Below are 21,449 nucleotides of genomic sequence, written 5' to 3'. Positions count from 1 at the left end.
TCGCGAGCAAGCCCGCTCCCACAAAGGGAATATTGGGTTATTGGGGGATTGTGGGCAGGCCGAAGAATGCTCGTGCGCAATCGGTGGTATGCGCCGCCAATTCTTCCTCGCTTTCCTCGCGATGCAACGCCACTTCGCGCAGCACTTCAGTCAAATACGCCGGCTCGTTGCGCCCATTCTTTGGCTTCGGCCGCAAGCTGCGCGGCAACAGGTACGGCGCGTCGCTCTCCAGCATCAAGCGGCCGCGCTTGATCTCTTTCACCAACGGATGCAAGTGCGTGCCCCGACGTTCATCGCAAATCCACCCGGTAATACCGATGTGCAGATCCAGATCGAGGTAGCTGAACAGCGCTTTCTTTTCCCCGGTAAAGCAATGCACCACCGCAGCGGGCAGTTGATCGCGGTAATCACGCAGGATTTCCAGCAAGCGCTGGCTGGCGTCGCGCTCATGCAGGAACACCGGCAATTGCAGTTCGACGGCCATGGCCAGATGCTGTTCGAGCACCTTTTCCTGTTGCGGGCGCGGGGAGAAGTCGCGATTGAAATCGAGCCCGCATTCGCCCACGGCGACCATGTTCGGTTCCTTGAGCAAACCGCGCAGGCGCTGCTCGCTGTCGGCGTTCCAGTCGCTGGCGGAGTGGGGGTGGATGCCGGCGGTGGCGAACAGCCGCAGCGCGCTTTCATCCAGTTGCCGGCACAGCTCCAGCGCCTGTTCGCTGCCGTCGACGCTGGTCCCGGTGAGCACCAATTGGCAGACCCCCGCTGCGTAGGCGCGATCGAGTACAGCCTGGTGTTTGTCGTCGAAACTGGGGTTGGTCAGGTTGACGCCGATATCGATGAGTTGCATGGTGCTACCTCGGACCAAAGGCCGGAAAGCATATCAGAGCTGTAGATTTATAAGAAAAACGAAGAACTACAACGAGTTGAAGCTGTCTCTTGATGCCGCGAGACAGGTCGGGTTGGTGAAACTGCCATCACTGTGCCAGTCTTTCGCACTTTGCCAGCGCTCCAAGCGCTCTGTTTCTGATGTTTTTCCCCATGAAAATTGTCGTGGGGTTGACCAGTATTCTTTCCGGAGAGTGGATGACACGTCCCTCGGTTTTGCTACTGCTGTGTTGTTCGTTGCTGCTGCCGATGCCGGCGGTCGCGCGTCTGGCCGGACCGCTGCAAGCCGTGCCGTCCACCAAGGTGCGCGATCTGGCGGAAATCCGCAGCAGCCGCGTGCTGAAAGTCCTGGTCAATCAGAGCCGCAACAGCTCCGGCGAAGTCCAGGGCCAGGCCATTGGCGTCGAATACCATCGCCTGCGCGCCTTCGAGCAATACCTTAACGGTCACGCCCGCGACGGTCAGGAAATCACCCTCAAGATCATCCCCAAGGCCAAGGATCAACTGCTTGGCGCGTTACAGCGCGGGGAGGGTGATCTGGTGGCGCCGGGGGAGTTGCTCGATCCGCAATCCGGCCACGCCGTCAGCACCAGCGAACCGATTGCCAGCAACGTGCCGCTGATCCTGGTCGGGATCAAGGGCGAACGCCGCTACACCAAACTCGAACAACTCTCCGGCAAGACCCTGGCGCTGCCCACCGGCAGTGCCGCCGGAGATGCAGTCAGTCAGATCAACCAAAAACTCGCCTTGCACAAACTGGCGCCGATCAAGGTCGAGTGGGTCGACCCGAGCCTGGCGGTCGAGGATGTGCTGGAGATGGTCCAGGGCGGCATTTTCCACCTGACCATCGTCGAGCAACCGATTGCCGAGCGTTGGGGCAAGATTCTGCCCAAGCTGCGTTTCGATCGGCAGTTGCTGATCAGCGAGCCGGGCGAGGAGTACTGGTTCGTTCGCCGCGATGCCTCGATGCTGCGGGCGAGCATCGATCGCTTCCTGACCACCTACAAAAAACCGTCGGATGAGGACGTGGCGTTCCTGCGGATCTACCGACGCCTGTATCAAGTGCACTATCCGCTGGCCAAGGCTGATCGACAGCGCCTGGAAAAACTGCGTCCGGTGCTGCAAAAGCACGCGGACGCCCAAGGCATGGACTGGCTGAACCTGGCGGCGCTGGCGTTCAAGGAATCGGCGTTGCAACCCGAGACTCGCGGTGGTGGAGGCCCGACGGGCCTGATGCAAATCACCCCGTCGGCGGCGCAGCGGGTCGGGGTCAACAATATCCAGAACCTCGATGCCAATGTGCAGGCCGGGGCCAAGTACCTGGCGATGATCCGCCGCAAATTCTTCTCCAGCCCCAAACTCAACGAGCGTGAGCGCATGGCGTTTGTGCTGGCCGCCTACAACATGGGTCCGGAGCGGGTCCAGGGCATGCGCGCCGAGGCCCGGCGGCGGGGCTTGAATCCTAATCAGTGGTTCTTTCAGGTCGAGCGCATCGCCATGGAGCAGGTGGGCATGAGCGCCGTCAGCTATGTTAATAGCGTGAACAAGTATTACTTGGCGTTCGATCGGGAGCGGGAGTCGTTGGAGCCTCAGGGGCAAAAAGTCGCCTCACGGAAGTGATCGAATAAACCGATTGTTATTGCGGAATATTTACGCTTTTATCATTCGATATAACGATTAATATGGCGGCCAACCAACACACACACAATCAATGGATGACACAGCATGAGCACTCTGATCAACAAGGTACTGTTTACCCGCGCTGGCTACGGCCTGACTGTCCTGCGGATTGTTGTCGGCATCATCTTCGCGGCCCATGGCTCGCAGAAACTCTTCGGCATGTTTGGTGGTTATGGCATCGCTGGCACCGCGCAGTACATGGAAAGCCTTGGCCTGACGCCGGGTCACCTGATGGCGATTCTGGCTGGTGGTACGGAGTTCTTCGCTGGCCTGGCGTTGATCATCGGCTTGCTGGTTCGTCCGGCGGCACTGGGGCTGGCGTTCCTTTCGCTGGTGGCGATCTTCACCGTGCATTTGCCTAACGGTTTGTTCATGGCCAACAACGGATACGAGTTCGCCCTGGCCTTGCTCGGTGGCAGTATCGCGGTACTGATCGAAGGTGCCGGCAAGCTCTCGGCGGACCGCGCCATCGCTGGCTGACCGCTCTGGCTCAACGAAAAGGCCCGCATTGCGCGGGCCTTTTTTGTTTTGCGTCATTCTTGACACTGTCCGGTCAGGTTCTCTAGGATGCTGCTCATGCGCCGATTTAAACAGCTACTTGCGGGGCGCCAGGTGACTCAATCAGTCGCCGACAGAAGCCTGGAACAGGCTTCGAAATACCGCTAAAGCGCTGGTTCGGTGTTGCCTCTCACCTGCCATGCAGACTTTCGAGGCAGAGACACGACCCAATGAATGCACTAAGCCCCGTTGTACGTCCCGCGCCGATCACGGCACATCTCACCCAGCGCAACCCAAAAATCCTGCTTGGCGGCAAACATCAGCCGACGCTCCTGCGTTATCTCGATGGCTGGCCACGTCGCACCGGCGGTCCTGCCGCGTTCCTGATCCAGTTTGTCGAAGACGGCGAGTCTTTGGCTCGATTTGCCAATGACAGTTTTGATCTGGCGGTGATTCAGTCGCCGCGCCTCGAAGACGCGCCCGAAGTGATCAGGCAACTGACCCGCGTCGCTCGCCAAGGGCTGATTACCCGGCGCTGAGGTTCCACGGCACTACAGGTATTCGATCGCCACGATATAAACGCATTGCTCGCCAGTGGGCGTCTGGACCAGAACCTCGGCGTCCAGGGCCTTGCCGATCAAGGCCCGGGCCAATGGTGAGTCAATGCTGATCAGCCCCAGTTTCAGGTCCAGTTCATCCGGCCCGACAATGCGATAGCGCGACTCCTTGCCTTCCTCATCTTCAATCGTCACCCAGGCGCCGAAGTACACCTTGTTCGGATCGCTGGGTTTTTCGCTGACAACTTTCAGGGCCTCCAGGCGTTTGGTGAGAAAGCGCACGCGGCTGTCGATTTCGCGCAGCATTTTCTTGCCGTAGGTGTACTCGGCATTTTCCGAGCGATCACCCTGGGCCGCCGCTTCGCTGACCGATTGCGTCACCTGCGGCCGGCGCACGTGCCAGAGTTCGTGAAACTCGGCGCGCATCCGCGCTTCACCTTCGGGGGTGATCAGCGCGGTGCCAGCGGTGCGGGGAGGGCGATAACGGCTCATGGCGACTTCTTGTGGAAATGAGTCACGAGTCTATCAACCCTCGCGCAAGACTGTCAGGGGGCTGGCGTTCAAGGCGCGACGGGTGCCGAACACACCAGCGCTACCAATCAGTACCGCACCAATCAACGGCAGTACCAGCAGCCACGGATGTGGATGCCAAGGCAGGTCGAAGGCGTAGCGGTAAAGCACCAGACTGACCAACTCCGAACCCAGTGCCGCCAGCAAACCACTGACCGCGCCGAGCAGGCCGAACTCGATGCGCCGGGCCTTGACCAGCAACTGTCGCTCGGCCCCCAGTGCCCGCAACAACGCCCCTTGGCGAATCCGTTCATCCAGAGTCGCCTGCAACCCGGAAAACAGCACCGCCATCCCCGCCGCCAGCACGAACAACAACACGTACTCTACTGCCAGGGTGACCTGGGCGAGAATGCTGCGCAGTTGCTCCAGCAACGCTTCGACTTGCAGGATGGTCACCGCCGGAAATGCCCGGGACAGGTCGACAATCTGCTGATCGTGCCCGGCCGCCAGATAGAAACTGGTGAGGTAGGTCGCTGGCAGATCTTTCAAGGTGCCAGGCTGGAAAATCATGAAGAAGTTCGGCTGGAAGTTGTCCCAGTTGATCTCCCGCAGGCTGGTGACTTTCGCTTCGCGATTGACTCCGCCGACGGTGAACACCAGATGATCGCCGAGCTTGAGTTTCAGGCTCTCGGCGACCTTGCCTTCGACCGACACCCCGGGAATCTCATCCGGTGTCTGTTCCGTCCACCAGTTACCCGAGGTGAGCTTGTTGCCCGCCGGCAGGTCGGCGGCCCAGGTCAGGCTCAGGTCACGCTGGATCGCCCGGTCACCGGCCGAATCCTTGCTGACAATATCCTGCACCGCTTCGCCATTGATGCTGATCAATCTGCCGGGCACCACCGGATACAGCGGTGCCGATTGCGCAGACAGTTCGACCAGGCGATCGGTGAAGGCTTGTTTGTCCGCCGGCAGAATGTTCAGGGCGAAATAATTAGGTGCGTTTTTTGGCAACTGGTTTTGCCAGGTGTCGAGCAATTCGCCACGCAGCAACGCGATCAATGCCATGGACAGTAGAATCAAACCGAAGGCCAAGGACTGACCGGCGGCCGCCAATGGGTGACGCAACAATTGACCCAGACCCAAGCGCCATGGCAACGAGGCCCGGGCCAGCAAACGGCGCAGGCTGTTAAGGAGCAACAACAGCAAGCCGCCAAGCACTACGGCGGCGATCACGCCACCGCCGAGCAGGGCGAAGGTCAGAACCAGGTCCAGGCTCAGGCGCCACATGATCAGCCCGAGCGCACCCAGCGCCGCGCCATAGACCATCCAGGTGCTGGACGGAATCGGCAGCATGTCCCGACGCAATACCCGCAGCGGCGGCACCCGGCCAAGGGCGGCCAGTGGGGGCAGGGCGAAACCGGCCAGTGCTACCAATCCAGTGCCGATACCCGCAACGGCCGGCAACAAGCCGCCCGGTGGAACGTCGGTGGGCAATAGATCATGCAGCAACGCAAACAGCCCGAGCTGGGCCAGCCAACCGAGCAGGGCACCGCTGAGGCTGGCGAGCAGGCCGAGTACCGTCAGTTGCACACTGAACAGCATCATGGTTTCCCGGCGGGACAGACCCAGGCAGCGCAGCAGGGCACTGGCATCGAAGCGGCGGGTGGCGAAGCGTGTCGCCGACAGCGCCACCGCCACACCCGACAGCAACACCGCGACCAGGCTGGCCATGTTCAAGTAGCGCTCAGCCTTGCCTAACGCACCGCCAATCTGCCGGTTGCCGTCCCGGGCATCCTGGATGCGCTGGTTGGCGGCCAGGCCCGGCTTGATCAATTGACGGTAGGTTTCCAGGGCCTGGGCACTGCCGCGCCAGAGTTCGCGGTAGCTGACCCGGCTCCCAGGCTGGACCACGCCGGTGGCCGTGAGGTCGCTGAGGTTGATCATCACCCGGGGCGTCAGGCTGTAGAAATTGCCGGCGCGGTCGGGTTCATAGGTCAGCACCCGAGCCAGCTTCAGGGTTTTCATGCCGACGTCGATGCTGTCGCCGATCTTCAGGTCCAACGCCGTCAGCAGCCGTGCCTCGACCCAGGCTTCGCCGGGTTTCGGCCCGCCACCGATCTCTTCCGGGGCGAAGGGCGCCGGGGCGCTTTTCAGTTCGCCGCGCAGCGGATAGACCTCATCGGCAGCCTTGATGCTGGATAGCTGGATGCCGTTATCGGTGGCGATAACGCTGGAGAACTCCACCACCTGGGCATGTTCCAGTCCCAGCTCGGTGCCGCTTCTGATTTGCTCCGGCCGCGCCGGCGAACTGCCTTCGAGCAACAGGTCGGCGCCCAGGAATTCTGTGGCGCGCAGCATCATGGCGCCGTTGAGGCGGGCACCGAAGTAACCGATGGCGGTACTCGCCGCCACGGCCACCAGCAAGGCGAAGAACAACACCCGCAGCTCACCGGCGCGAGCGTCGCGCAGCAGTTGGCGGATGGCGAGGCTGAACAGGCGCAATAGCGGCAAGCGTGCCATCAAGGCTCCAGAGGGGCGACCAGCAGGCCGGCTTCAAGGCGGATCAGGCGCCGGCAGCGATGTGCCAGGCGTTCGTCGTGGGTCACCAGCACCAGGGTCGTGCCGCGTTCCTTGTTCAGTTCGAACAGCAGGTCGCTGATGCGCTCGCCGGTGTGGCTGTCGAGGTTGCCGGTGGGTTCATCGGCAAACAGCACGTCGGGTTCGGCGGCGAACGCCCGGGCAATCGCCACGCGCTGCTGTTCGCCACCGGAGAGCTGGCGTGGCGAGTGGGTCAGGCGCTGGCCCAGGCCTACCCGTTGCAGCAATTCGGTGGCGCGCTCCCGGGCGTCTTTGCGGCCATCGAGCTCCAGGGGCAGCATGACGTTTTCCAGGGCATTGAGGCTGTCGAGCAGTTGGAACGATTGAAAGACAAACCCCACATGTTCGGCACGGATGCGCGCCCGTTGGTCTTCGTCGAGATTGCTCAGGCCCTGGCCGGCGAGGGTGACTTCGCCACTGCTTGGCAGGTCGAGGCCGGCCAGCAGGCCGAGGAGGGTGGATTTGCCGGAACCGGAGGCGCCGACAATGGCCAAGCTGTCGCCCTTGTTCAGTTCCAGGCTGAGTTCGTGCAGGATAGTCAGTTCACCTTCCGCGCTGGGAACCACTTTGCTGAGGTTCTTCGCGGTGAGAATGCTTGCGCCCATGGAGAATCCGATGCGTGTGTGGTTTTTGAGTGCTGGCCTGGCCTTGACGTGCATGGCCCAGAACGCAGCGGCGGGTACAGTCCTGATCGTTGGCGATAGTATCAGCGCCGGTTTCGGACTGGATACCCGCTTGGGGTGGGTGTCGCTGCTTGAGCAACGGCTCAAGCACGAAGGTTTCGACGATAAAGTAATCAATGCCTCCATCAGTGGCGACACCAGTGCCGGAGGCCAGGCACGCCTGCCGGCGCTGCTTGCAGAGCATAAACCGGAGCTGGTCATCCTCGAGTTGGGAGGCAATGACGGACTGCGAGGGATGCCGCCAACACAATTGCAACAAAACCTTGCGGCGATGATCGACAGCTCCCGCCAAAGCGGCGCCAAGGTGCTACTGCTCGGCATGCAATTGCCGCCCAACTATGGCAAGCGCTACACCGACGCCTTCGCCGAGGTTTACGGCAAACTCGCCGACGAGAAAAAAATCCCCCTGGTCCCGTTTTTTCTCGAAGGAATCGGTGGTCATCCAGACCTGATGCAAGCCGACGGCCTGCACCCGGCTGCGGTGGCTCAGGACAAGTTGCTGGAAAATGTCTGGCCGACACTGAAACCGCTGCTTTGACGCTTTTCTAGTGGCGGTGTTTCGGCTAAGGTGGCGCCCCCGATTTGGAGCCCCCGATGCCGCGTCCTGCCTGGTCCCTTTTTGCCTACCAACTGATCGAGCCTGACGAACAGCTGGATCTGTTCGCCTGCCAGGAAGTGCGGGTGCATCTGGTGACGCGTCAGTTGGAGCTTGGCGGTTCGGCGGACCGGACGTTGTGCGGCAGCCTGCTGCCGGCGCAACCGCGCTGGTCGAGTGTGGATCGGCGGGTGTTTCAGGATCAGCGCTTGTGCTCGTTGTGCCGCGCCATCCTGGAATCGCAAAAGCGTGGCACCTCGCCGATATGGCCGGAATTGCGTTTCGAGCTTTAGGCCAGTGGGAGCGGGCTTGTGTGGCGAGGGGGCTTGCCCCCGTTGCGCTGCGAAGCAGTGCCAAATCCTGCAGCCGGGCTTCAACTGACACACCGCGTGTGATGAATTTACGACTGCTTCGCAGCCGAACGGGGGCAAGCCCCCTCGCCACAAAAGCTTTCCAGCCACACACCCCTGTACATGAAAAAAACGTCATGTATCGCCTGCGATGTGCCCGATCTCCCCGAAATTACGGACGTCGGTGTACAATCGCGTTCTTATACCCTTGTCGACCCTGCGAAGGATTTTCCGGATGTTGCCGCGCTTTCCTGCCGTCACCCGCTGCCTGACCCTTGCCGCCCTCTGTGTGGCCGGTCCAGTTTCAGCACTTGAGCTGCCTCTACCGCCCCCTGGTGAAGACATCATCGGTCAGGTGCAAGTGATCAAGGCCAAGTACGAAGATACCTTCGCCGACCTTGGTACAACCTACGATCTGGGCTATTCGGAAATGGTCGCGGCCAACCCGGGCGTCGACGCCTGGCTGCCAGGCGCCGGCACCGAAATCGTTCTGCCGACCCGTTTCATCCTGCCGCCGGGTCCGCGTGAAGGCATCGTTATCAACCTGGCCGAGTACCGTCTCTACTACTACCCGAAAGGCCGGAACGTGGTGTACACCTTCCCGCTGGGTATCGGTCGTGAGGGCTGGGGTTCGCCGATTGCCCACACCACCATCACCGCGAAAACGCCGAACCCGACCTGGACCCCTCCAGCATCGATCAAGGCCGAGCACTTGGCCGACGGTGATCCGTTGCCGAATGTGGTGCCGGCCGGCCCGGACAACCCGCTGGGGCCGTTCAAGTTCAGCCTTGGCACCCCGGGCTACCTGATTCACGGTTCGAACAAGAAATTTGGCATCGGCATGCGCACCAGCCACGGTTGCTTCCGCATGTTCAACAACAACGTGCTGGAAATGGCGAGCATGGTCCCGGTTGGTACGTCGGTGCGGATCATCAACGACCCGTACAAGTTCGGCATGAGTGGCGGCAAGGTCTATCTTGAGGCGCACACGCCGCTGGATGACAACGGCAATCCGTCGGTGGTCGACAAGCACACCGCCGTGATCAACGCGATGCTCAAGCGTGAAGACATCACCAACAACCTGCGCATGAACTGGGATGTGGTGCGTGACGTGGTAGCGGCCGAAGATGGCCTGCCGGTTGAGATCGCCGTACCGAATACCTCCGCACCGATGGTGTCGAGCGTGCCGGTCGATCTGCAGCAGTAAGCACTAAAAAAGACCCGCCAACGCTGGCTGCGATGGCGGGTCTTTTATGGGCGGTGCTAAACGCCGGCCATAAAAAAAGCCGACCCAAAAATGGATCGGCTTGATAACAATCCCGAAGGACTATTACTTGCGGCTAGCTTTGTCCAGCATGCGCAGAGCACGCTCGTTAGCTTCGTCAGCAGTCTGTTGTGCTTTTTGAGCAGCAGCCAGAGCTTCATCAGCTTTACGGTAAGCTTCGTCTGCACGAGCCTGGGAGCGAGCAGCTGCGTCTTCAGTAGCGGTCAGACGTGCTTCGGTTTCTTTCGATACGCTGCTGCAACCGGTAGCCAGAACTGCGGCCAGAGCCAGAGCAGAGAATTTCAGAACGTTGTTCATCGTGTTCCCCTTCAAGGACTTTCTATTAAGTAGCTGTCTCCTCAGAGTGAGGAAATAGCCGGCGTACATACTACCCATTACTTGTCGTAAGTAAACTGACGTAAAGCAAGAAGCAAAAAAAATTGTAGGCGTTGATTCTTTTTCGAGCAACTTTTAACTGCGCTGTTTAAAAAATACCCAGCTGCAAGGCCCGAGATGAGCGAGCCGCATGGGAAAAGTTCCCTATTCCACAGGCAGTATTTCGGGTATTTGTTAAAGTCTGTCTACATGGGTTCGTCTACACTTTTGTTCGAATTTTGCGCAGTGCCTCTCATATCTTTCTGCATGTAGAGGTGACTTTAACGAAGGGCGCTCGTCTTAAGTCTCAACATCCGGCAATGTTCAGGCTTTCGACCCGGTAAGATCTTCGGTCGAGCCGTCCCTGCGTAACCCCGGAGCAACACCCGCCGCCACCTCAGCATGATGACGAGCGCACCTTGAGCATTTTCGCCAATGGTGCCTAATATTTGATACGTGCCAGGCTGCGCGAGATCGGTGTCGCTCTTCTCGGTGTCCATTCAGGCACAGGGTGGCGTAGATGTTCCTTCGCCGGAAAAACATCGGTAAGGTAGGGGTCAGAATCCAAGACCCGCGAGGAGTAGTGATGAGCGAGGCGTTGTCCATCCACCATGACCAGGCTGGTCATCAGTTCGAGACCAATGTGGACGGTCATCGTGCCTACCTGACCTATATGGATCTGGGTAAACAGACCCTGGATATCTATCGCACCTTCGTGCCCAACGCATTGCGTGGGCGCGGCATTGCGGCGGCATTGACCGAGCAGGCGCTGCAGTACGCTGAAGAAATGGGCTACACGGTGATCCCGTCGTGCTCCTACGTGGAGCGCTACATGGAACGTCATCAGCGCCATGCCGCGAAACTGAGCCAGTAAACGCAACGCATAAAAAACGCCGGGTTAACAACCCGGCGTTTTTTTGTGCCTTAAAAAAGCAGCAATCAGTTGCGATCGCGTTTCGGCAGCACGTCCTTGAGCTTGGCGTGCATGCTGCGCAAGGTGTTTTCAGTGGCGGACCAATCGATGCAAGCATCGGTGATCGACACGCCGTATTGCAGGTCGGCGAGGTCTTTGGGGATCGCCTGGCAGCCCCAGTTCAGGTGACTTTCGACCATCAGGCCGATGATCGACTGGTTGCCTTCGAGAATCTGGTTGGCGACGTTCTCCATCACCAGCGGTTGCAGGGCCGGGTCCTTGTTGGAGTTGGCGTGGCTGCAATCGACCATGATGTTCGGCTTGATCTTGGCCTTGTTCAGCGCTTGCTCGCAGAGCGCGACGCTGACCGAATCGTAGTTCGGCTTGCCGTTGCCGCCGCGCAGCACCACGTGACCGTAGGCGTTGCCCTTGGTGGTGACGATCGACACGCCACCTTCCTGGTTGATCCCCAGGAAACGGTGCGGGCTGGAAACCGACTGCAAGGCGTTGATCGCCACAGTCAGGCCGCCGTCGGTGCCGTTCTTGAAGCCGACGGCCGAGGACAGGCCGGAAGCCATTTCACGGTGAGTCTGGGATTCGGTGGTGCGCGCGCCGATGGCCGACCAGCTGATCAGGTCCTGCAAGTACTGCGGGGAGATCGGGTCGAGGGCTTCGGTAGCGGTCGGCAGGCCCATCTCGGCCAGGTCCAGCAGCAACTTGCGACCGATGTGCAAGCCATCCTGGATCTTGAACGAGTCATCCAGGTACGGATCGTTGATCAGACCTTTCCAGCCAACCGTGGTCCGCGGCTTCTCGAAATACACGCGCATCACCAGATACAGGGTATCCGACACTTCGGCCGCCAGTGCCTTCAGGCGCTCGGCGTATTCGTGGGCAGCCTTGATGTCGTGGATCGAGCACGGCCCGATCACCACGAACAGGCGGTGGTCGGTGCCATCAAGAATGTTGCGAATGACTTCGCGGCCCTTGGTCACGGTGCGCAGGGCAGCGTCGCTCAAAGGGATATCACGCTTGAGCTGATCGGGAGTGATCAGGGTTTCGTTGGAAGCGACGTTTAGGTCGTTGATCGGTAAATCAGCCATCGTTTACTCGTCAGGTCACGGGTGCCATCCGCCAGCGAACCCGCGCGGCGGAGCACAGCAAATTAAGCGCGTCGGGGAGCGGAACCTTAGCGCGTTACACCGTGGCTCGACAATGGGCAGACAGCGCTTTAATCCAGCACAGGCTGCGCGAAAGCCTTGCGAACCGTGTCGTGGGAGAACTCGTCGGCATGCTCCTGGACCCATTCGAGGGCCAGGGCCTGAATATCCTGCAAGTCATCATGTGCCTCATGTAGCCGGCGATAGTGTTCGATCTGGCACACCTGCTCGCCCATCCGCGCACTGAACAGCATCTGCTCATCCACAAACGCGATGCCCACCAGGTAGCCGCGCTTTCGGCGCAGGCACCAAGCTACGTAGCCCAGATAACGCAAGTCGGGGTTCAAGGTTGGCATGCGCACTTCCAGCGCCGTGCCGTGACGCCAGGCGCGGTGGTAATTGCAAGCCATGCCGCCGAGGCTGATAGTGTGCAGCCGTTGCCGTGAAATGCACTCATGTTTGAGCAGCGTAAGTTCCACGGGCACATCGTCAGGATGAGGAAGAAAACGTCCCATGAACACGGACTCCCTGTGTCGCCCATTTGACATTGTTTCCCCCAGTATAGTGGTCGAATCGGAACTGACCGATTTCGACGCCGACCAACGGCTGCTGGCGATGAGCGGCGTTTCCCTGGTGATTTTCACCAGCGTCGGCTGCGCCAGTTGCCGATTCGCCCGAGAGCAACTGCCCAGGCTCGATCTGAGGGTGGATCACCTGTGTTGGATCGACGCCGGGAACAATGGCGGATTGGTGGCGCGTTATGAGGTCTTTCATTTGCCGGCGCTGTTTGTGGTGCGCGACGGTGAGTTCTTTGGGGCGGTACAGTCGCGCCTGACCAGCACCGAACTCAATGAGGCGGTGGGGCGGGCGCTGAATCGAATTGCTGAGGAGTTGCCATGATGGGAGCAGTTGCCAAGCCGACAATCGGCATTATCGGGACCGGCGCGATTGGTGGTTTTTACGGTTTGATGCTGGCGCGGGCCGGTTTCGATGTGCACTTTCTGTTGCGCAGTGAGTTTTCCGCAGTCGCCGAGCGCGGCTTGCAAGTCAACAGCGCGGTGCATGGCGCGCTGACGTTGAATCCGGTCCAGGCCTATTCATCGGCCGAAGACATGCCGCCGTGCGACTGGCTGCTGGTGGCGGCCAAGAGCACCAGCTCGGGCCTGGCTCCGATCATCACTCAGGCTGCCGCCCCCGGCGCCAAAGTCCTTCTGCTGCAAAACGGCCTGGATGTCGAGGACAGCCTGCGTGAGCTGCTGCCCGATTCGCTGCACCTGCTCGGCGGCCTGTGCCTGATTTGCGTCCACCGCGACGGCCCGGGGGTGATCACCCATCAAGCCCTCGGTGCGGTGAATGTCGGCTACCACAGCGGCCCGGCCATCGATGATGCGGCGCGCATGGCGTTGGTCGAGGAAGGCGCCGGGCTGTTCCGCAAGGCCGGTATCGATTCCCAAGCCATGCCCAACCTGCAGCAGGCGCGCTGGCAAAAACTGGTCTGGAATATTCCTTACAACGGTCTGTCGGTGCTGCTCGGGGCGAGCACCACGCCGTTGATGGCCGACGCCGACAGCCGCGCGCTGATCCAGGCGTTGATGGCCGAAGTGGTGCAGGGCGCCCAGGCTTGTGGTCACGAGATACCACCCGGTTACGCCGATTACCTGTTCATGATGACCGAGAAAATGCCCGACTATTGGCCGAGCATGCATCACGATTTGCTGCACAAGCGCCCGCTGGAGCTGGAGGCCATTTACGCCCGGCCCCTGGCGGCAGCGAAGGCGGCAGGCTGTGAATTGCCGCGTATCGAGGCCCTGTATCGGGCGCTTGGTTTTATCGATCGACGTAACGTTTGAGTCGATCCACCAGAGGGGAAGTACATGGCCAAGGACATAGATGACAAGTTGGTGCTGGCGATTTCGTCGCGAGCGTTGTTCGATTTGAGCGAGAGCCACAAGGTGTATTTGTCGAGCGGGGTCGAAGCTTATCGGCAATACCAGATCGAACACGAAGACGAAATCCTCGAGCCCGGCGACGCCTTCCCGCTGGTGGAAAAACTCCTCAATCTCAATACCCGCCTCGGTCGCGCTCGGGTCGAAGTGGTGCTGGTGTCGCGCAACAGTGCCGACACCGGCCTGCGGGTCTTTAATTCGATTCACCATTACGGCCTGGCGATTTCCCGCGCAGCGTTTGTCGGCGGGCGCAGTCCTTATCCGTACCTCAAGGCTTTTGGTTGCGACCTGTTTCTCTCGACCCATGCCGAAGACGTGCGCAGTGCGCTGGAAGCTGGTTTTGCGGCGGCAACCATTCTCTCGGGCGGTGCCAGCCGCGCCGCCAGCGATGAATTGCGCATCGCCTTCGACGGTGACGCGGTGCTGTTTTCCGATGAGTCGGAGCGGGTTTATCAGGCCGGTGGGCTGGAAGCGTTCCAGGCCAGTGAGCGTGAGTCCGCTCGCGAGCCGTTGCGCGGAGGCCCGTTCAAAGGCTTCCTCGCGGCGCTGAATTTATTGCAACGCGAGTTCCCCGACGACGCTTGCCCGATCCGCACCGCGCTGGTCACCGCACGCTCGGCGCCAGCCCACGAACGGGTGATCCGCACGCTGCGCGAGTGGGACATCCGCCTGGATGAATCGCTGTTCCTTGGTGGCCTGACCAAAGCGGCGTTTCTGGAAGCCTTTGCCGCCGACGTGTTTTTCGACGACCAGGCCGGCCATTGCGAACTGGCCCGGGAAGTGGTCGCCACCGGTCACGTGCCCCATGGCATAAGCAACGAGCAAAAAGTTTAAGCCCTTGCTTCAAGGTGTTGCGCGGCCCGTCGTACTCGACAAGGCACTGCTAAGCTGAATCAAATCTCCGCCATGTCGGCACGCAAGGAGGTCATATGATTCGTTCCATGCTGTATGCCACCGACCTCGGCCTGTACGCACCTTTGGTGATGCAGCACGCCCTGGCGCTTGCGCGAACCTTTGATGCCGACCTGTATGTGGTGCACGCCGTGGAACCCATGGGGCTGTTCGCCGAGTCGGTGCTGCAAAGCTATCTCGACGAGCAGGCGTTGAACGAGTTTCACAGCCAGGGCCTGAACACGGTGATCGCCAATATCGAGCAACGGGTACTTGAAAGCTTTCGTGAAGAGCTGGGGGATGAGGGGGATCAGGATCTGGAACGGATCAAAGCGGTGCGGGTGCTTCAGGGCGATCCGTCGCAGGTGATTCTCGACCAGGCGCAGAAACTCTCGGTGGATTTGCTGATCGTAGGTAGTCATAGCCATCGCGCGGGGGCGGAAACGCCTTTGGGGCGCACGGCGGCGCGGGTGTTGCAGTTGGCCAGGGTCCCGGTCTATCTGGTGCCATTGGTAGAGCGTCGCCGCCAGGGTGATCGCTAGAACACGAATAATGGCGTTTTGATAAAAAAGTTCTAGATTTATTCTTCAAACCATTAATATAGTTATATACCGTCGCTGATGCCCGTGGCGTCTACCTGCTTTGAGGGATTCATATGAAGCTTCAACAATTGCGCTACATCTGGGAAGTGGCGCACCACGACCTCAACGTTTCCGCTACCGCCCAAAGTCTCTACACCTCGCAGCCGGGCATCAGTAAACAGATCCGTTTGCTGGAAGACGAATTGGGCGTCGAGGTCTTCGCCCGCAGCGGCAAGCACCTGACCCGCGTCACCCCGGCCGGTGAGCGCATCATCACCACCGCCGGCGAAATCCTGCGCAAGGTCGAAAGCATCAAGCAGATTGCCCAGGAATTCTCCAACGAGAAGAAAGGCACCCTGTCGATCGCCACCACCCACACCCAGGCGCGTTATGCGTTGCCGCCGGTAATCAGCAACTTCATCAAGCAGTACCCGGACGTGGCGTTGCACATGCACCAGGGTTCGCCGATGCAGATTGCCGAAATGGCCGCTGACGGCACCGTGGATTTCGCCATCGCCACCGAAGCCCTGGAGCTGTTCGGTGACCTGGTGATGATGCCGTGCTACCGCTGGAACCGCTGCGTGGTCGTGCCCCAGGGCCACCCGCTGACCAAGCTGCCGAAGCTGACCCTTGAAGCCCTGGCCGAATACCCGATCGTGACCTACGTGTTCGGTTTCACCGGCCGTTCGAAACTCGACGAAGCTTTCAGCCATCGTGGCCTGACACCGAAAGTGGTGTTCACCGCCGCCGACGCCGACGTGATCAAGACTTACGTGCGCCTGGGCCTGGGCGTGGGCATCGTCGCCAAAATGGCGGTCGACGCCAAACTCGACAGCGACCTGGTGATGCTCGATGCCAGCGATCTGTTCGAATCCAGCATCACCAAGATCGGCTTCCGTCGCGGCACCTTCCTGCGTGGTTTCATGTGCGACTTCATCGAGAAGTTTGCCCCGCACCTGACCCGCGAAGTCATGGCCAAGGCCATCCAGTGCCACAACAAGCAGGAACTGGAAGAGCTGTTCGACGGCGTCGAACTGCCGGTCCACTAAGCTGCTTTAAATCACCTCGGTAACAGCAAACTGTTGCCGAGCGCCCGCCACCAGAATCTCCACCTCGTCCCCTTCGAACTTGCCCAGCAGGCTTTTGCCCAGCGGCGAGCGGGGGGTGATGACGGTGATCATCTGCCCCACCAGATCAACCTTCAAACCCGCCGCATCAGGGGCCAGGAACAGCCATTGTTCACGACCCTTTTCGTCTTCCAGGCCGAGCAGGGCACCGACTTCGATACCACGCTGATCGTCATACGGGCGCAACGTCAGGTTCTGGCACAGCGTCAGTGAATGACGGATTTCCTCGACCCGTTTCGCCTGCCCGGCCGCCAGGTACGACGCCTCCAAACCCAGCGTGTCGTATTTGTTTTCGGCGATGTTTTCTTCGTGGGTCGCGGTTTCGTAGGCGGTTTGCGCGGCACGCTCGGCGATGTCGAGGTCGATGCGCAGCTTGTCGAGAATCAGTTGGTGGACGGTCGGCTTGTGCATAGAGAGCTCAGATCAATCGCAGAATTGCTGGACGTTGGCGCGGCTTTTTTCGCTGGGCGCGGTCTGGTCCTGTTGCAGCCAGAACTGGCATTTGGGGTTCGACAGGTTGCGGTTATTGGTGCGGGCCTGATCGAGGAATTGCTGTTGCTCGTTCTTGCGCAGGTTTTCTTTGTATTGTTCGAACAGCGGGCTCTGGGGCGGGATGTCCGGCGCTGGCTGTTGCACCACCGGCGGTTTCGCCAGTTGCTGCACGGCCTGGGCCACTGGCGCCAATTGTTCAGGGAAGACAAAGCGCGAGGCGAACCAACAAGTCAGCGCGATGGCCAGGAACCCGAGCCACAGACCCAAGGCAATGCTGCCGGTCAATTGCACGGCATTGAGGCGGATCGGCAACGGGCGGCGTGGGTTGGGACGGTAGGGCATGGCTGCCTCCTGGCGGGGTGGTCGCGGGCGAGTGGCGATTGTCGCACGAAGATTAATCGTCGTCGGCCCTTCTGCACGGGGTAATTTATGCGGACAATCAGCGCCTTTGCCAACGGGAGCCTTTAATGCCTGAACTGCCTCCAATGAAAAACCGCGGGCGCTGGGATATTTTTTGCACCGTGGTCGACAACTATGGCGACATCGGTGTGACCTGGCGCCTGGCCCGTCAACTGGTGGCCGAACACGCGGTGGACGTGCGCCTGTGGGTCGATGACTTGCGGGCCTTCGAACGGCTGTGCCCGGAGATCGACATCCTCGCGCCCCGGCAGTGGCAGCAGGGTGTCGAAGTGTGCCATTGGCAGGCCGAGTGGCCGAATGCCGATGCCGCCGACGTGGTGATCGCCGCGTTCGCCTGCCAACTGCCCAGCGACTACATGGACGCCATGGCCGAGAGGGAAAAACCGCCGCTGTGGATGAACCTCGACTACCTGAGCGCCGAAGACTGGGTGATCGGTTGCCACGGTTTGCCTTCGGTGAAGTACAAAAGTGTGCAGAAGTACTTTTTCTTCCCGGGGTTCCAGAGGGGCACCGGCGGCTTGCTGCGTGAATGTGGATTGCTGGAGCGGCGTCGGCACTTTCAGCAAAGCCCCGAGCTCCAGCGAGAATTCCTGCAAGGGTTAGGGATTGATCGTGCGCCCGCTGCGCAATTGATTTCGCTGTTTGCCTATGAGAACACCGGGCTGGCGAGTTGGCTCGACGCATTGGCCGCCGATTCGACACCCACCCATTTGCTGGTGCCGGAAGGACGGATTCTCGGCGACGTCGAGCGTTGGCTCGGGGTCAGCGACCTGGTGGCCGGTGCGTTGCATGTGCGCGAGGCCCTGACCGTTCAGGTGCTGCCATTCGTCCGGCAGGATCAATACGATCACTTGCTCTGGTGCTGCGATTTCAATGCGGTGCGCGGTGAAGACTCGTTTGTCCGGGCGCAATGGGCGGGGCGGCCGCTGTTGTGGCACATCTATCAACAGGACGAAGACATTCACCTGGACAAGCTCGAAGCCTTCCTCACGCTCTATACAAAAGGCCTGTCGGTGCCGGCCGCGCAGGCGATCAGCGGTCTTTGGCGGGCGTGGAATGCCGGTGAAGACATGGCCGACCAGTGGCTCGCGACCCGCAAACACTGGGCGGAGCTGGAAAAACATGCAGAGGCGTGGTGTCTGGAACAAGCCTTGCAGGCTGATCTTGCCGCAGCGCTGGTACAGTTTTACCTAAATTGGATATGATACGCGGCCTAGATTTTTGTAAATCCCATCCAAATTCGGATATTCGCAATGAAAACTGGTAAAGAACTGAAACCCGGTATGGTAATCCGTATCGACAACGATCCTTGGCTGGTTCAGAAAGCTGAATTCACCAAGTCGGGTCGTAACAGCGCGATCATGAAGACCAAGCTGAAGAACCTGCTGACCGGTTACAAGACCGAAACTGTTTACAGCGCCGACGACAAACTGGACGACGTAATCCTCGACCGCAAAGAAGCGACCCTGTCCTTCATCAGCGGCGACGCCTACACGTTCATGGACACCACCGACTACACCATGTACGAGCTGAACGCCGAAGACATCGAAGCCGTTCTGCCTTTCGTTGAAGAAGGCATGACCGATGTTTGCGAAGCGATCTTCTTCGAAGAGCGTCTGGTTTCCGTAGAACTGCCGACCACTATCGTGCGTCAGGTTGACTACACCGAAGGTTCCGCTCGCGGCGACACTTCCGGCAAGGTGATGAAGCCTGCCAAACTGAAGAACGGTACTGAACTGTCGGTTGCTGACTTCATCGAAATCGGCGACATGATCGAGATCGATACCCGCGAAGGCGGTTCCTACAAAGGCCGTGCCAAATAAGCACAGCTTCAGGAATGAAAAAGCCCGACCATTGAGTCGGGCTTTTTTGTGCCTGCGAATAACGTGAGAGCGCTGAAACCCCCCTGTGGGAGCGGGCTTGCTCGCGAAAGCGGTGTATCAGGCGACAATGATTCGTCTGACACTCCCTCTTCGCGAGCAAGCCCGCTCCCACATTTTTATTTCAGGTGTTGCTTGAGTTCTTCAGACGCTTGCAGCATCGCCGAACGCACTTCCGGCACCTGACTCACCACGTTCAACAAACCATAGTCGTGAATCATGCCGTTGTAGCGAACCGCCGTGACCGGTACGCCGGCCTCGTCGAGTTTGCGTGCATAGGCTTCGCCCTCATCGCGCAACACATCGGCGCCAGCGGTCTGCACCAGGGCTGGCGGCAGGCCTTTGAGCTGGGCGGTGGTCGCCCGCAGCGGTGACGCGTAGATCTCGCTGCGTTGCTTGGCGTCGGTGGTGTAGTTGTCCCAGAACCACTTCATCATGTTCTTGGTGAGGAAGTGCCCGTCGGCGAACTGGTTGTAGGACGCGGTTTCGAAGCTCGCATCGGTCACCGGCCACAACAACACCTGGAACTTGATCGCCGGCGTGCCCTTGTCCTTGGCCATCAGCGCCACCACGGCGGCCATGTTACCGCCGACACTGTTGCCGGCCACCGCCAGGCGTTTGCCGTCGACGTTGATCTCTTTCCCATGCTCGGCCACCCATTGGGTCGCGGCGTAAGCCTGGTTGATCGCCACCGGGTAATGCGCTTCCGGCGACGGCGTGTAATTGACGAATACCGCCGCTGCACCCGAACCCACCACCAGGTCCCGAACCAGCCGTTCGTGGGTTGGGAAGTCCCCCAGCACCCAGCCACCGCCGTGGAAGAACATGAACACCGGCAATTCACCCTTGACCCCGGCCGGACGGACGATGGTCAGGCTCAGCGGTTGGCCATCGACTTGAATGGTTTTCTGGCTGACATCGGCTTTTGGCAGTGTCAGCTTCACCCCGGCTTGCGCACCCACCAATACGGCGCGGGCGTCTTTGGGAGTGAGTTGCTCCATCGGTTTGCCGGTGCCGGCATTCAGTACATCGAGGAACGCCTGGGTGGTGTGTTCCACTCCGTCGCCCGCGAATGCGCTGTGGATGGAGAGGGCAAGCAGGGTGCCGGTCAAGACTTTGCTGAAAGTGTTCATGGTCATTTCCTGTTCGGGTCTTGGGCTCAGCGGTTAGACGGTAACGTGCAGGCGTACATCAACATTGCCACGGGTGGCGTTTGAGTACGGGCAGACCTGGTGGGCCGCTTCAACCAGGGATTGCGCGTCGGCTTGTTCCAGACCCGGCAGGCTGATGTGCAGGTCGATGTCCAGACCGAAACCGCCAGGGATCTGGCCGATGCCGACATGAGCAGTGATCGAGGCGTCGTTCGGGATCGTACGTTTGGTCTGGCTGGCGACGAATTTCAACGCGCCGATGAAGCAGGCGGAGTAACCGGCTGCGAACAGTTGTTCAGGGTTGGTCGCCGCGCCGCCAGCACCGCCAAGTTCTTTCGGGGTGGCGAGTTTGACGTCGAGGATGTTGTCGCTGGAAACCGCACGACCGTCACGGCCACCGGTGGAAGTTGCGATTGCGGTGTAGAGAGTTTGCATGGTGTGAGCCTCATTCGGGTTTGGGTGTTTTGCGCTAAATGTTTGCGCGCTAAGTAAGTACGAAATGAATGTATCGCACGAATATTTAGCGCGCAAGATAAATTTTTGAAAAAGTTGGGTGGAGAGGGGCGTTCAGAGGGTTGATTCTCGAAAGACAGTTGAGTTAGGGCGGTTTGCTCAGGATTTGGCAAGGCCGAATTTTTTTGAAGGGCACCACAAAAACAAATGTGGGAGCGGGCTTGCTCGCGAATGCGGTGTGTCAGTCAACCCACATGCTGAATGACACACCGCATTCGCGAGCAAGCCCGCTCCCACAAGGGATCTATGGTGTTTGGGGGATTAGAGGCTGTCCTGCAGGTGAGCCCGCAAATCCTGAAGATCATTCTGAAGCTTCTTCAACTGCTCGATCGTCTGCCCGCTGGACCCCAGGATGCACTGCGGAATGCCCCGAGCTTTTT

Annotated in this window: 25 protein-coding genes and 1 pseudogene; 14 read left to right on the top strand and 12 right to left on the bottom strand. The window is 59.9% G+C overall.

Features of this window, described 5'->3' with window-relative positions; translation table 11 throughout:
• Positions 1–37: 37 nt before the first annotated feature.
• Positions 38–847, bottom strand: coding sequence for a TatD family hydrolase (locus BK665_RS14940; protein ID WP_123406724.1), 810 nt, complete (start codon positions 845–847; stop codon positions 38–40).
• A 236-nt stretch (positions 848–1,083) separates the two neighbouring features.
• On the opposite strand from BK665_RS14940, the gene BK665_RS14935 reads away from it, so the two are divergent.
• The 3 genes from BK665_RS14935 to BK665_RS14925 all read left to right on the top strand — a co-directional run bounded on the left by BK665_RS14935 (position 1,084) and on the right by BK665_RS14925 (position 3,602).
• Entirely contained in the window at positions 1,084–2,505 is a 1,422-nt protein-coding gene (locus tag BK665_RS14935) for an MltF family protein (RefSeq protein ID WP_123406722.1), read from the top strand.
• Between the two features lie 105 nt (positions 2,506–2,610).
• Complete coding sequence (locus BK665_RS14930) at positions 2,611–3,045, top strand: DoxX family protein (protein WP_123406720.1); 435 nt, start codon at positions 2,611–2,613, stop codon at positions 3,043–3,045.
• A gap of 248 nt (positions 3,046–3,293) precedes the next feature.
• Positions 3,294–3,602 (top strand): class I SAM-dependent methyltransferase, encoded by a 309-nt coding sequence (locus tag BK665_RS14925; RefSeq protein WP_123406718.1) that lies wholly within the window; start codon positions 3,294–3,296, stop codon positions 3,600–3,602.
• Between the two features lie 12 nt (positions 3,603–3,614).
• On the opposite strand, the gene greB is transcribed toward BK665_RS14925, so the two are convergent.
• The 3 genes from greB to BK665_RS14910 are packed head-to-tail and all read right to left on the bottom strand — an operon-like array spanning position 3,615 to position 7,333.
• On the bottom strand, positions 3,615–4,112 hold the full coding sequence (gene greB, locus BK665_RS14920; protein ID WP_123406716.1) for a transcription elongation factor GreB: 498 nt from the start codon (positions 4,110–4,112) through the stop codon (positions 3,615–3,617).
• Positions 4,113–4,145: 33 nt separating this feature from the next.
• Positions 4,146–6,650 carry an ABC transporter permease gene (locus tag BK665_RS14915; protein WP_123406714.1) on the bottom strand — a complete coding sequence of 835 codons (2,505 nt, stop codon included), beginning with the start codon at positions 6,648–6,650 and terminating at the stop codon, positions 4,146–4,148.
• A complete protein-coding gene (locus BK665_RS14910) occupies positions 6,650–7,333 on the bottom strand; it encodes an ABC transporter ATP-binding protein (RefSeq protein WP_007939984.1) in 684 nt (227 codons plus the stop codon). Before BK665_RS14910 ends, BK665_RS14915 begins: the two co-directional genes overlap by 1 nt.
• A gap of 10 nt (positions 7,334–7,343) precedes the next feature.
• Here BK665_RS14910 and BK665_RS14905 point away from each other — a divergent pair, with 10 nt between their 5' ends.
• The 3 genes from BK665_RS14905 (at position 7,344) to BK665_RS14895 (ending at position 9,563) form a co-directional block, all read left to right on the top strand.
• On the top strand, positions 7,344–7,949 hold the full coding sequence (locus tag BK665_RS14905; RefSeq protein WP_185076526.1) for an arylesterase: 606 nt from the start codon (positions 7,344–7,346) through the stop codon (positions 7,947–7,949).
• Between the two features lie 56 nt (positions 7,950–8,005).
• Positions 8,006–8,299 carry a hypothetical protein gene (locus BK665_RS14900; protein ID WP_003226812.1) on the top strand — a complete coding sequence of 98 codons (294 nt, stop codon included), beginning with the start codon at positions 8,006–8,008 and terminating at the stop codon, positions 8,297–8,299.
• 292 nt (positions 8,300–8,591) lie between these two features.
• Complete coding sequence (locus tag BK665_RS14895) at positions 8,592–9,563, top strand: L,D-transpeptidase family protein (RefSeq protein ID WP_123406710.1); 972 nt, start codon at positions 8,592–8,594, stop codon at positions 9,561–9,563.
• 123 nt (positions 9,564–9,686) lie between these two features.
• On the opposite strand, the gene BK665_RS14890 is transcribed toward BK665_RS14895, so the two are convergent.
• The gene (locus BK665_RS14890; protein ID WP_002553018.1) at positions 9,687–9,938 is read right to left on the bottom strand and encodes an outer membrane lipoprotein OprI; all 252 of its coding nucleotides are present in this window, start codon (positions 9,936–9,938) and stop codon (positions 9,687–9,689) included.
• 643 nt (positions 9,939–10,581) lie between these two features.
• Between BK665_RS14890 and BK665_RS14880 the strand changes: the two genes are divergently transcribed.
• On the top strand, positions 10,582–10,869 hold the full coding sequence (locus BK665_RS14880) for a GNAT family N-acetyltransferase (protein WP_020800382.1): 288 nt from the start codon (positions 10,582–10,584) through the stop codon (positions 10,867–10,869).
• A 65-nt stretch (positions 10,870–10,934) separates the two neighbouring features.
• Here BK665_RS14880 and BK665_RS14875 read toward each other — a convergent pair whose 3' ends face one another.
• On the bottom strand, positions 10,935–12,011 hold the full coding sequence (locus tag BK665_RS14875; protein WP_123406706.1) for a 3-deoxy-7-phosphoheptulonate synthase: 1,077 nt from the start codon (positions 12,009–12,011) through the stop codon (positions 10,935–10,937).
• Between the two features lie 128 nt (positions 12,012–12,139).
• Positions 12,140–12,583 carry a PilZ domain-containing protein gene (locus BK665_RS14870; RefSeq protein WP_123406704.1) on the bottom strand — a complete coding sequence of 148 codons (444 nt, stop codon included), beginning with the start codon at positions 12,581–12,583 and terminating at the stop codon, positions 12,140–12,142.
• Between BK665_RS14870 and BK665_RS14865 the strand changes: the two genes are divergently transcribed.
• The 5 genes from BK665_RS14865 to cysB all read left to right on the top strand — a co-directional run bounded on the left by BK665_RS14865 (position 12,582) and on the right by cysB (position 16,535).
• Complete coding sequence (locus BK665_RS14865; protein WP_123406702.1) at positions 12,582–12,968, top strand: thioredoxin family protein; 387 nt, start codon at positions 12,582–12,584, stop codon at positions 12,966–12,968. The genes BK665_RS14870 and BK665_RS14865 overlap by 2 nt on opposite strands.
• A complete protein-coding gene (locus tag BK665_RS14860; RefSeq protein ID WP_123406700.1) occupies positions 12,965–13,918 on the top strand; it encodes a putative 2-dehydropantoate 2-reductase in 954 nt (317 codons plus the stop codon). The genes BK665_RS14865 and BK665_RS14860 overlap by 4 nt, the downstream gene beginning before the upstream one ends.
• Before the next feature lie 24 nt (positions 13,919–13,942).
• The gene (locus BK665_RS14855; RefSeq protein WP_123406698.1) at positions 13,943–14,848 is read left to right on the top strand and encodes a 5'-nucleotidase; all 906 of its coding nucleotides are present in this window, start codon (positions 13,943–13,945) and stop codon (positions 14,846–14,848) included.
• 95 nt (positions 14,849–14,943) lie between these two features.
• Positions 14,944–15,447, top strand: a complete 504-nt coding sequence (locus BK665_RS14850) for a universal stress protein (RefSeq protein WP_123406696.1) — start codon at positions 14,944–14,946, stop codon at positions 15,445–15,447.
• A gap of 113 nt (positions 15,448–15,560) precedes the next feature.
• Positions 15,561–16,535, top strand: a complete 975-nt coding sequence (cysB, locus tag BK665_RS14845) for an HTH-type transcriptional regulator CysB (protein ID WP_054052018.1) — start codon at positions 15,561–15,563, stop codon at positions 16,533–16,535.
• Between the two features lie 6 nt (positions 16,536–16,541).
• Here cysB and BK665_RS14840 read toward each other — a convergent pair whose 3' ends face one another.
• Positions 16,542–17,024, bottom strand: coding sequence for a GreA/GreB family elongation factor (locus BK665_RS14840; protein ID WP_123406694.1), 483 nt, complete (start codon positions 17,022–17,024; stop codon positions 16,542–16,544).
• 12 nt (positions 17,025–17,036) lie between these two features.
• Complete coding sequence (locus tag BK665_RS14835; protein WP_123406691.1) at positions 17,037–17,447, bottom strand: hypothetical protein; 411 nt, start codon at positions 17,445–17,447, stop codon at positions 17,037–17,039.
• A 125-nt stretch (positions 17,448–17,572) separates the two neighbouring features.
• On the opposite strand from BK665_RS14835, the gene earP reads away from it, so the two are divergent.
• Both earP and BK665_RS14825 read left to right on the top strand, forming a co-directional pair.
• On the top strand, positions 17,573–18,730 hold the full coding sequence (gene earP, locus BK665_RS14830; protein ID WP_123406689.1) for an elongation factor P maturation arginine rhamnosyltransferase EarP: 1,158 nt from the start codon (positions 17,573–17,575) through the stop codon (positions 18,728–18,730).
• Positions 18,731–18,778: 48 nt separating this feature from the next.
• Entirely contained in the window at positions 18,779–19,348 is a 570-nt protein-coding gene (locus BK665_RS14825) for an elongation factor P (protein ID WP_123406687.1), read from the top strand.
• Between the two features lie 176 nt (positions 19,349–19,524).
• Here the strand turns inward: BK665_RS14825 and BK665_RS14820 are convergent, their stop codons facing one another.
• The 3 genes and pseudogenes from BK665_RS14820 to BK665_RS14805 all read right to left on the bottom strand — a co-directional run.
• A complete protein-coding gene (locus BK665_RS14820) occupies positions 19,525–20,538 on the bottom strand; it encodes an alpha/beta hydrolase (RefSeq protein ID WP_123406685.1) in 1,014 nt (337 codons plus the stop codon).
• Positions 20,539–20,571: 33 nt separating this feature from the next.
• A complete protein-coding gene (locus BK665_RS14815) occupies positions 20,572–20,991 on the bottom strand; it encodes an organic hydroperoxide resistance protein (RefSeq protein WP_123406683.1) in 420 nt (139 codons plus the stop codon).
• A gap of 339 nt (positions 20,992–21,330) precedes the next feature.
• Positions 21,331–21,449 (bottom strand): annotated as a pseudogene (locus BK665_RS14805) (MarR family transcriptional regulator); the annotation flags it as partial.

Source organism: Pseudomonas frederiksbergensis (assembly GCF_003732665.1).
GTDB classification, from domain to species: Bacteria; Pseudomonadota; Gammaproteobacteria; order Pseudomonadales; family Pseudomonadaceae; genus Aquipseudomonas; species Aquipseudomonas frederiksbergensis_G.
This window is presented reverse-complemented; position numbering and strand designations above follow the sequence as displayed.

Coding starts and splice junctions, on each gene's coding strand:
- BK665_RS14930 (WP_123406720.1), top strand. CDS start 2,611: ATGAGCACTCTGATCAACAAGGTACTGTTTACCCGCGCTGGCTACGGC.
- BK665_RS14915 (WP_123406714.1), bottom strand. CDS start 6,650: ATGGCACGCTTGCCGCTATTGCGCCTGTTCAGCCTCGCCATCCGCCAA.
- BK665_RS14910 (WP_007939984.1), bottom strand. CDS start 7,333: ATGGGCGCAAGCATTCTCACCGCGAAGAACCTCAGCAAAGTGGTTCCC.
- earP (WP_123406689.1), top strand. CDS start 17,573: ATGCCTGAACTGCCTCCAATGAAAAACCGCGGGCGCTGGGATATTTTT.
- BK665_RS14925 (WP_123406718.1), top strand. CDS start 3,294: ATGAATGCACTAAGCCCCGTTGTACGTCCCGCGCCGATCACGGCACAT.
- BK665_RS14860 (WP_123406700.1), top strand. CDS start 12,965: ATGATGGGAGCAGTTGCCAAGCCGACAATCGGCATTATCGGGACCGGC.
- BK665_RS14890 (WP_002553018.1), bottom strand. CDS start 9,938: ATGAACAACGTTCTGAAATTCTCTGCTCTGGCTCTGGCCGCAGTTCTG.
- greB (WP_123406716.1), bottom strand. CDS start 4,112: ATGAGCCGTTATCGCCCTCCCCGCACCGCTGGCACCGCGCTGATCACC.
- BK665_RS14905 (WP_185076526.1), top strand. CDS start 7,344: ATGCGTGTGTGGTTTTTGAGTGCTGGCCTGGCCTTGACGTGCATGGCC.
- BK665_RS14900 (WP_003226812.1), top strand. CDS start 8,006: ATGCCGCGTCCTGCCTGGTCCCTTTTTGCCTACCAACTGATCGAGCCT.
- BK665_RS14820 (WP_123406685.1), bottom strand. CDS start 20,538: ATGAACACTTTCAGCAAAGTCTTGACCGGCACCCTGCTTGCCCTCTCC.
- BK665_RS14880 (WP_020800382.1), top strand. CDS start 10,582: ATGAGCGAGGCGTTGTCCATCCACCATGACCAGGCTGGTCATCAGTTC.
- BK665_RS14940 (WP_123406724.1), bottom strand. CDS start 847: ATGCAACTCATCGATATCGGCGTCAACCTGACCAACCCCAGTTTCGAC.
- BK665_RS14815 (WP_123406683.1), bottom strand. CDS start 20,991: ATGCAAACTCTCTACACCGCAATCGCAACTTCCACCGGTGGCCGTGAC.
- BK665_RS14870 (WP_123406704.1), bottom strand. CDS start 12,583: ATGGGACGTTTTCTTCCTCATCCTGACGATGTGCCCGTGGAACTTACG.
- BK665_RS14875 (WP_123406706.1), bottom strand. CDS start 12,011: ATGGCTGATTTACCGATCAACGACCTAAACGTCGCTTCCAACGAAACC.
- cysB (WP_054052018.1), top strand. CDS start 15,561: ATGAAGCTTCAACAATTGCGCTACATCTGGGAAGTGGCGCACCACGAC.
- BK665_RS14825 (WP_123406687.1), top strand. CDS start 18,779: ATGAAAACTGGTAAAGAACTGAAACCCGGTATGGTAATCCGTATCGAC.
- BK665_RS14835 (WP_123406691.1), bottom strand. CDS start 17,447: ATGCCCTACCGTCCCAACCCACGCCGCCCGTTGCCGATCCGCCTCAAT.
- BK665_RS14840 (WP_123406694.1), bottom strand. CDS start 17,024: ATGCACAAGCCGACCGTCCACCAACTGATTCTCGACAAGCTGCGCATC.
- BK665_RS14935 (WP_123406722.1), top strand. CDS start 1,084: ATGACACGTCCCTCGGTTTTGCTACTGCTGTGTTGTTCGTTGCTGCTG.
- BK665_RS14850 (WP_123406696.1), top strand. CDS start 14,944: ATGATTCGTTCCATGCTGTATGCCACCGACCTCGGCCTGTACGCACCT.
- BK665_RS14865 (WP_123406702.1), top strand. CDS start 12,582: ATGAACACGGACTCCCTGTGTCGCCCATTTGACATTGTTTCCCCCAGT.
- BK665_RS14895 (WP_123406710.1), top strand. CDS start 8,592: ATGTTGCCGCGCTTTCCTGCCGTCACCCGCTGCCTGACCCTTGCCGCC.
- BK665_RS14855 (WP_123406698.1), top strand. CDS start 13,943: ATGGCCAAGGACATAGATGACAAGTTGGTGCTGGCGATTTCGTCGCGA.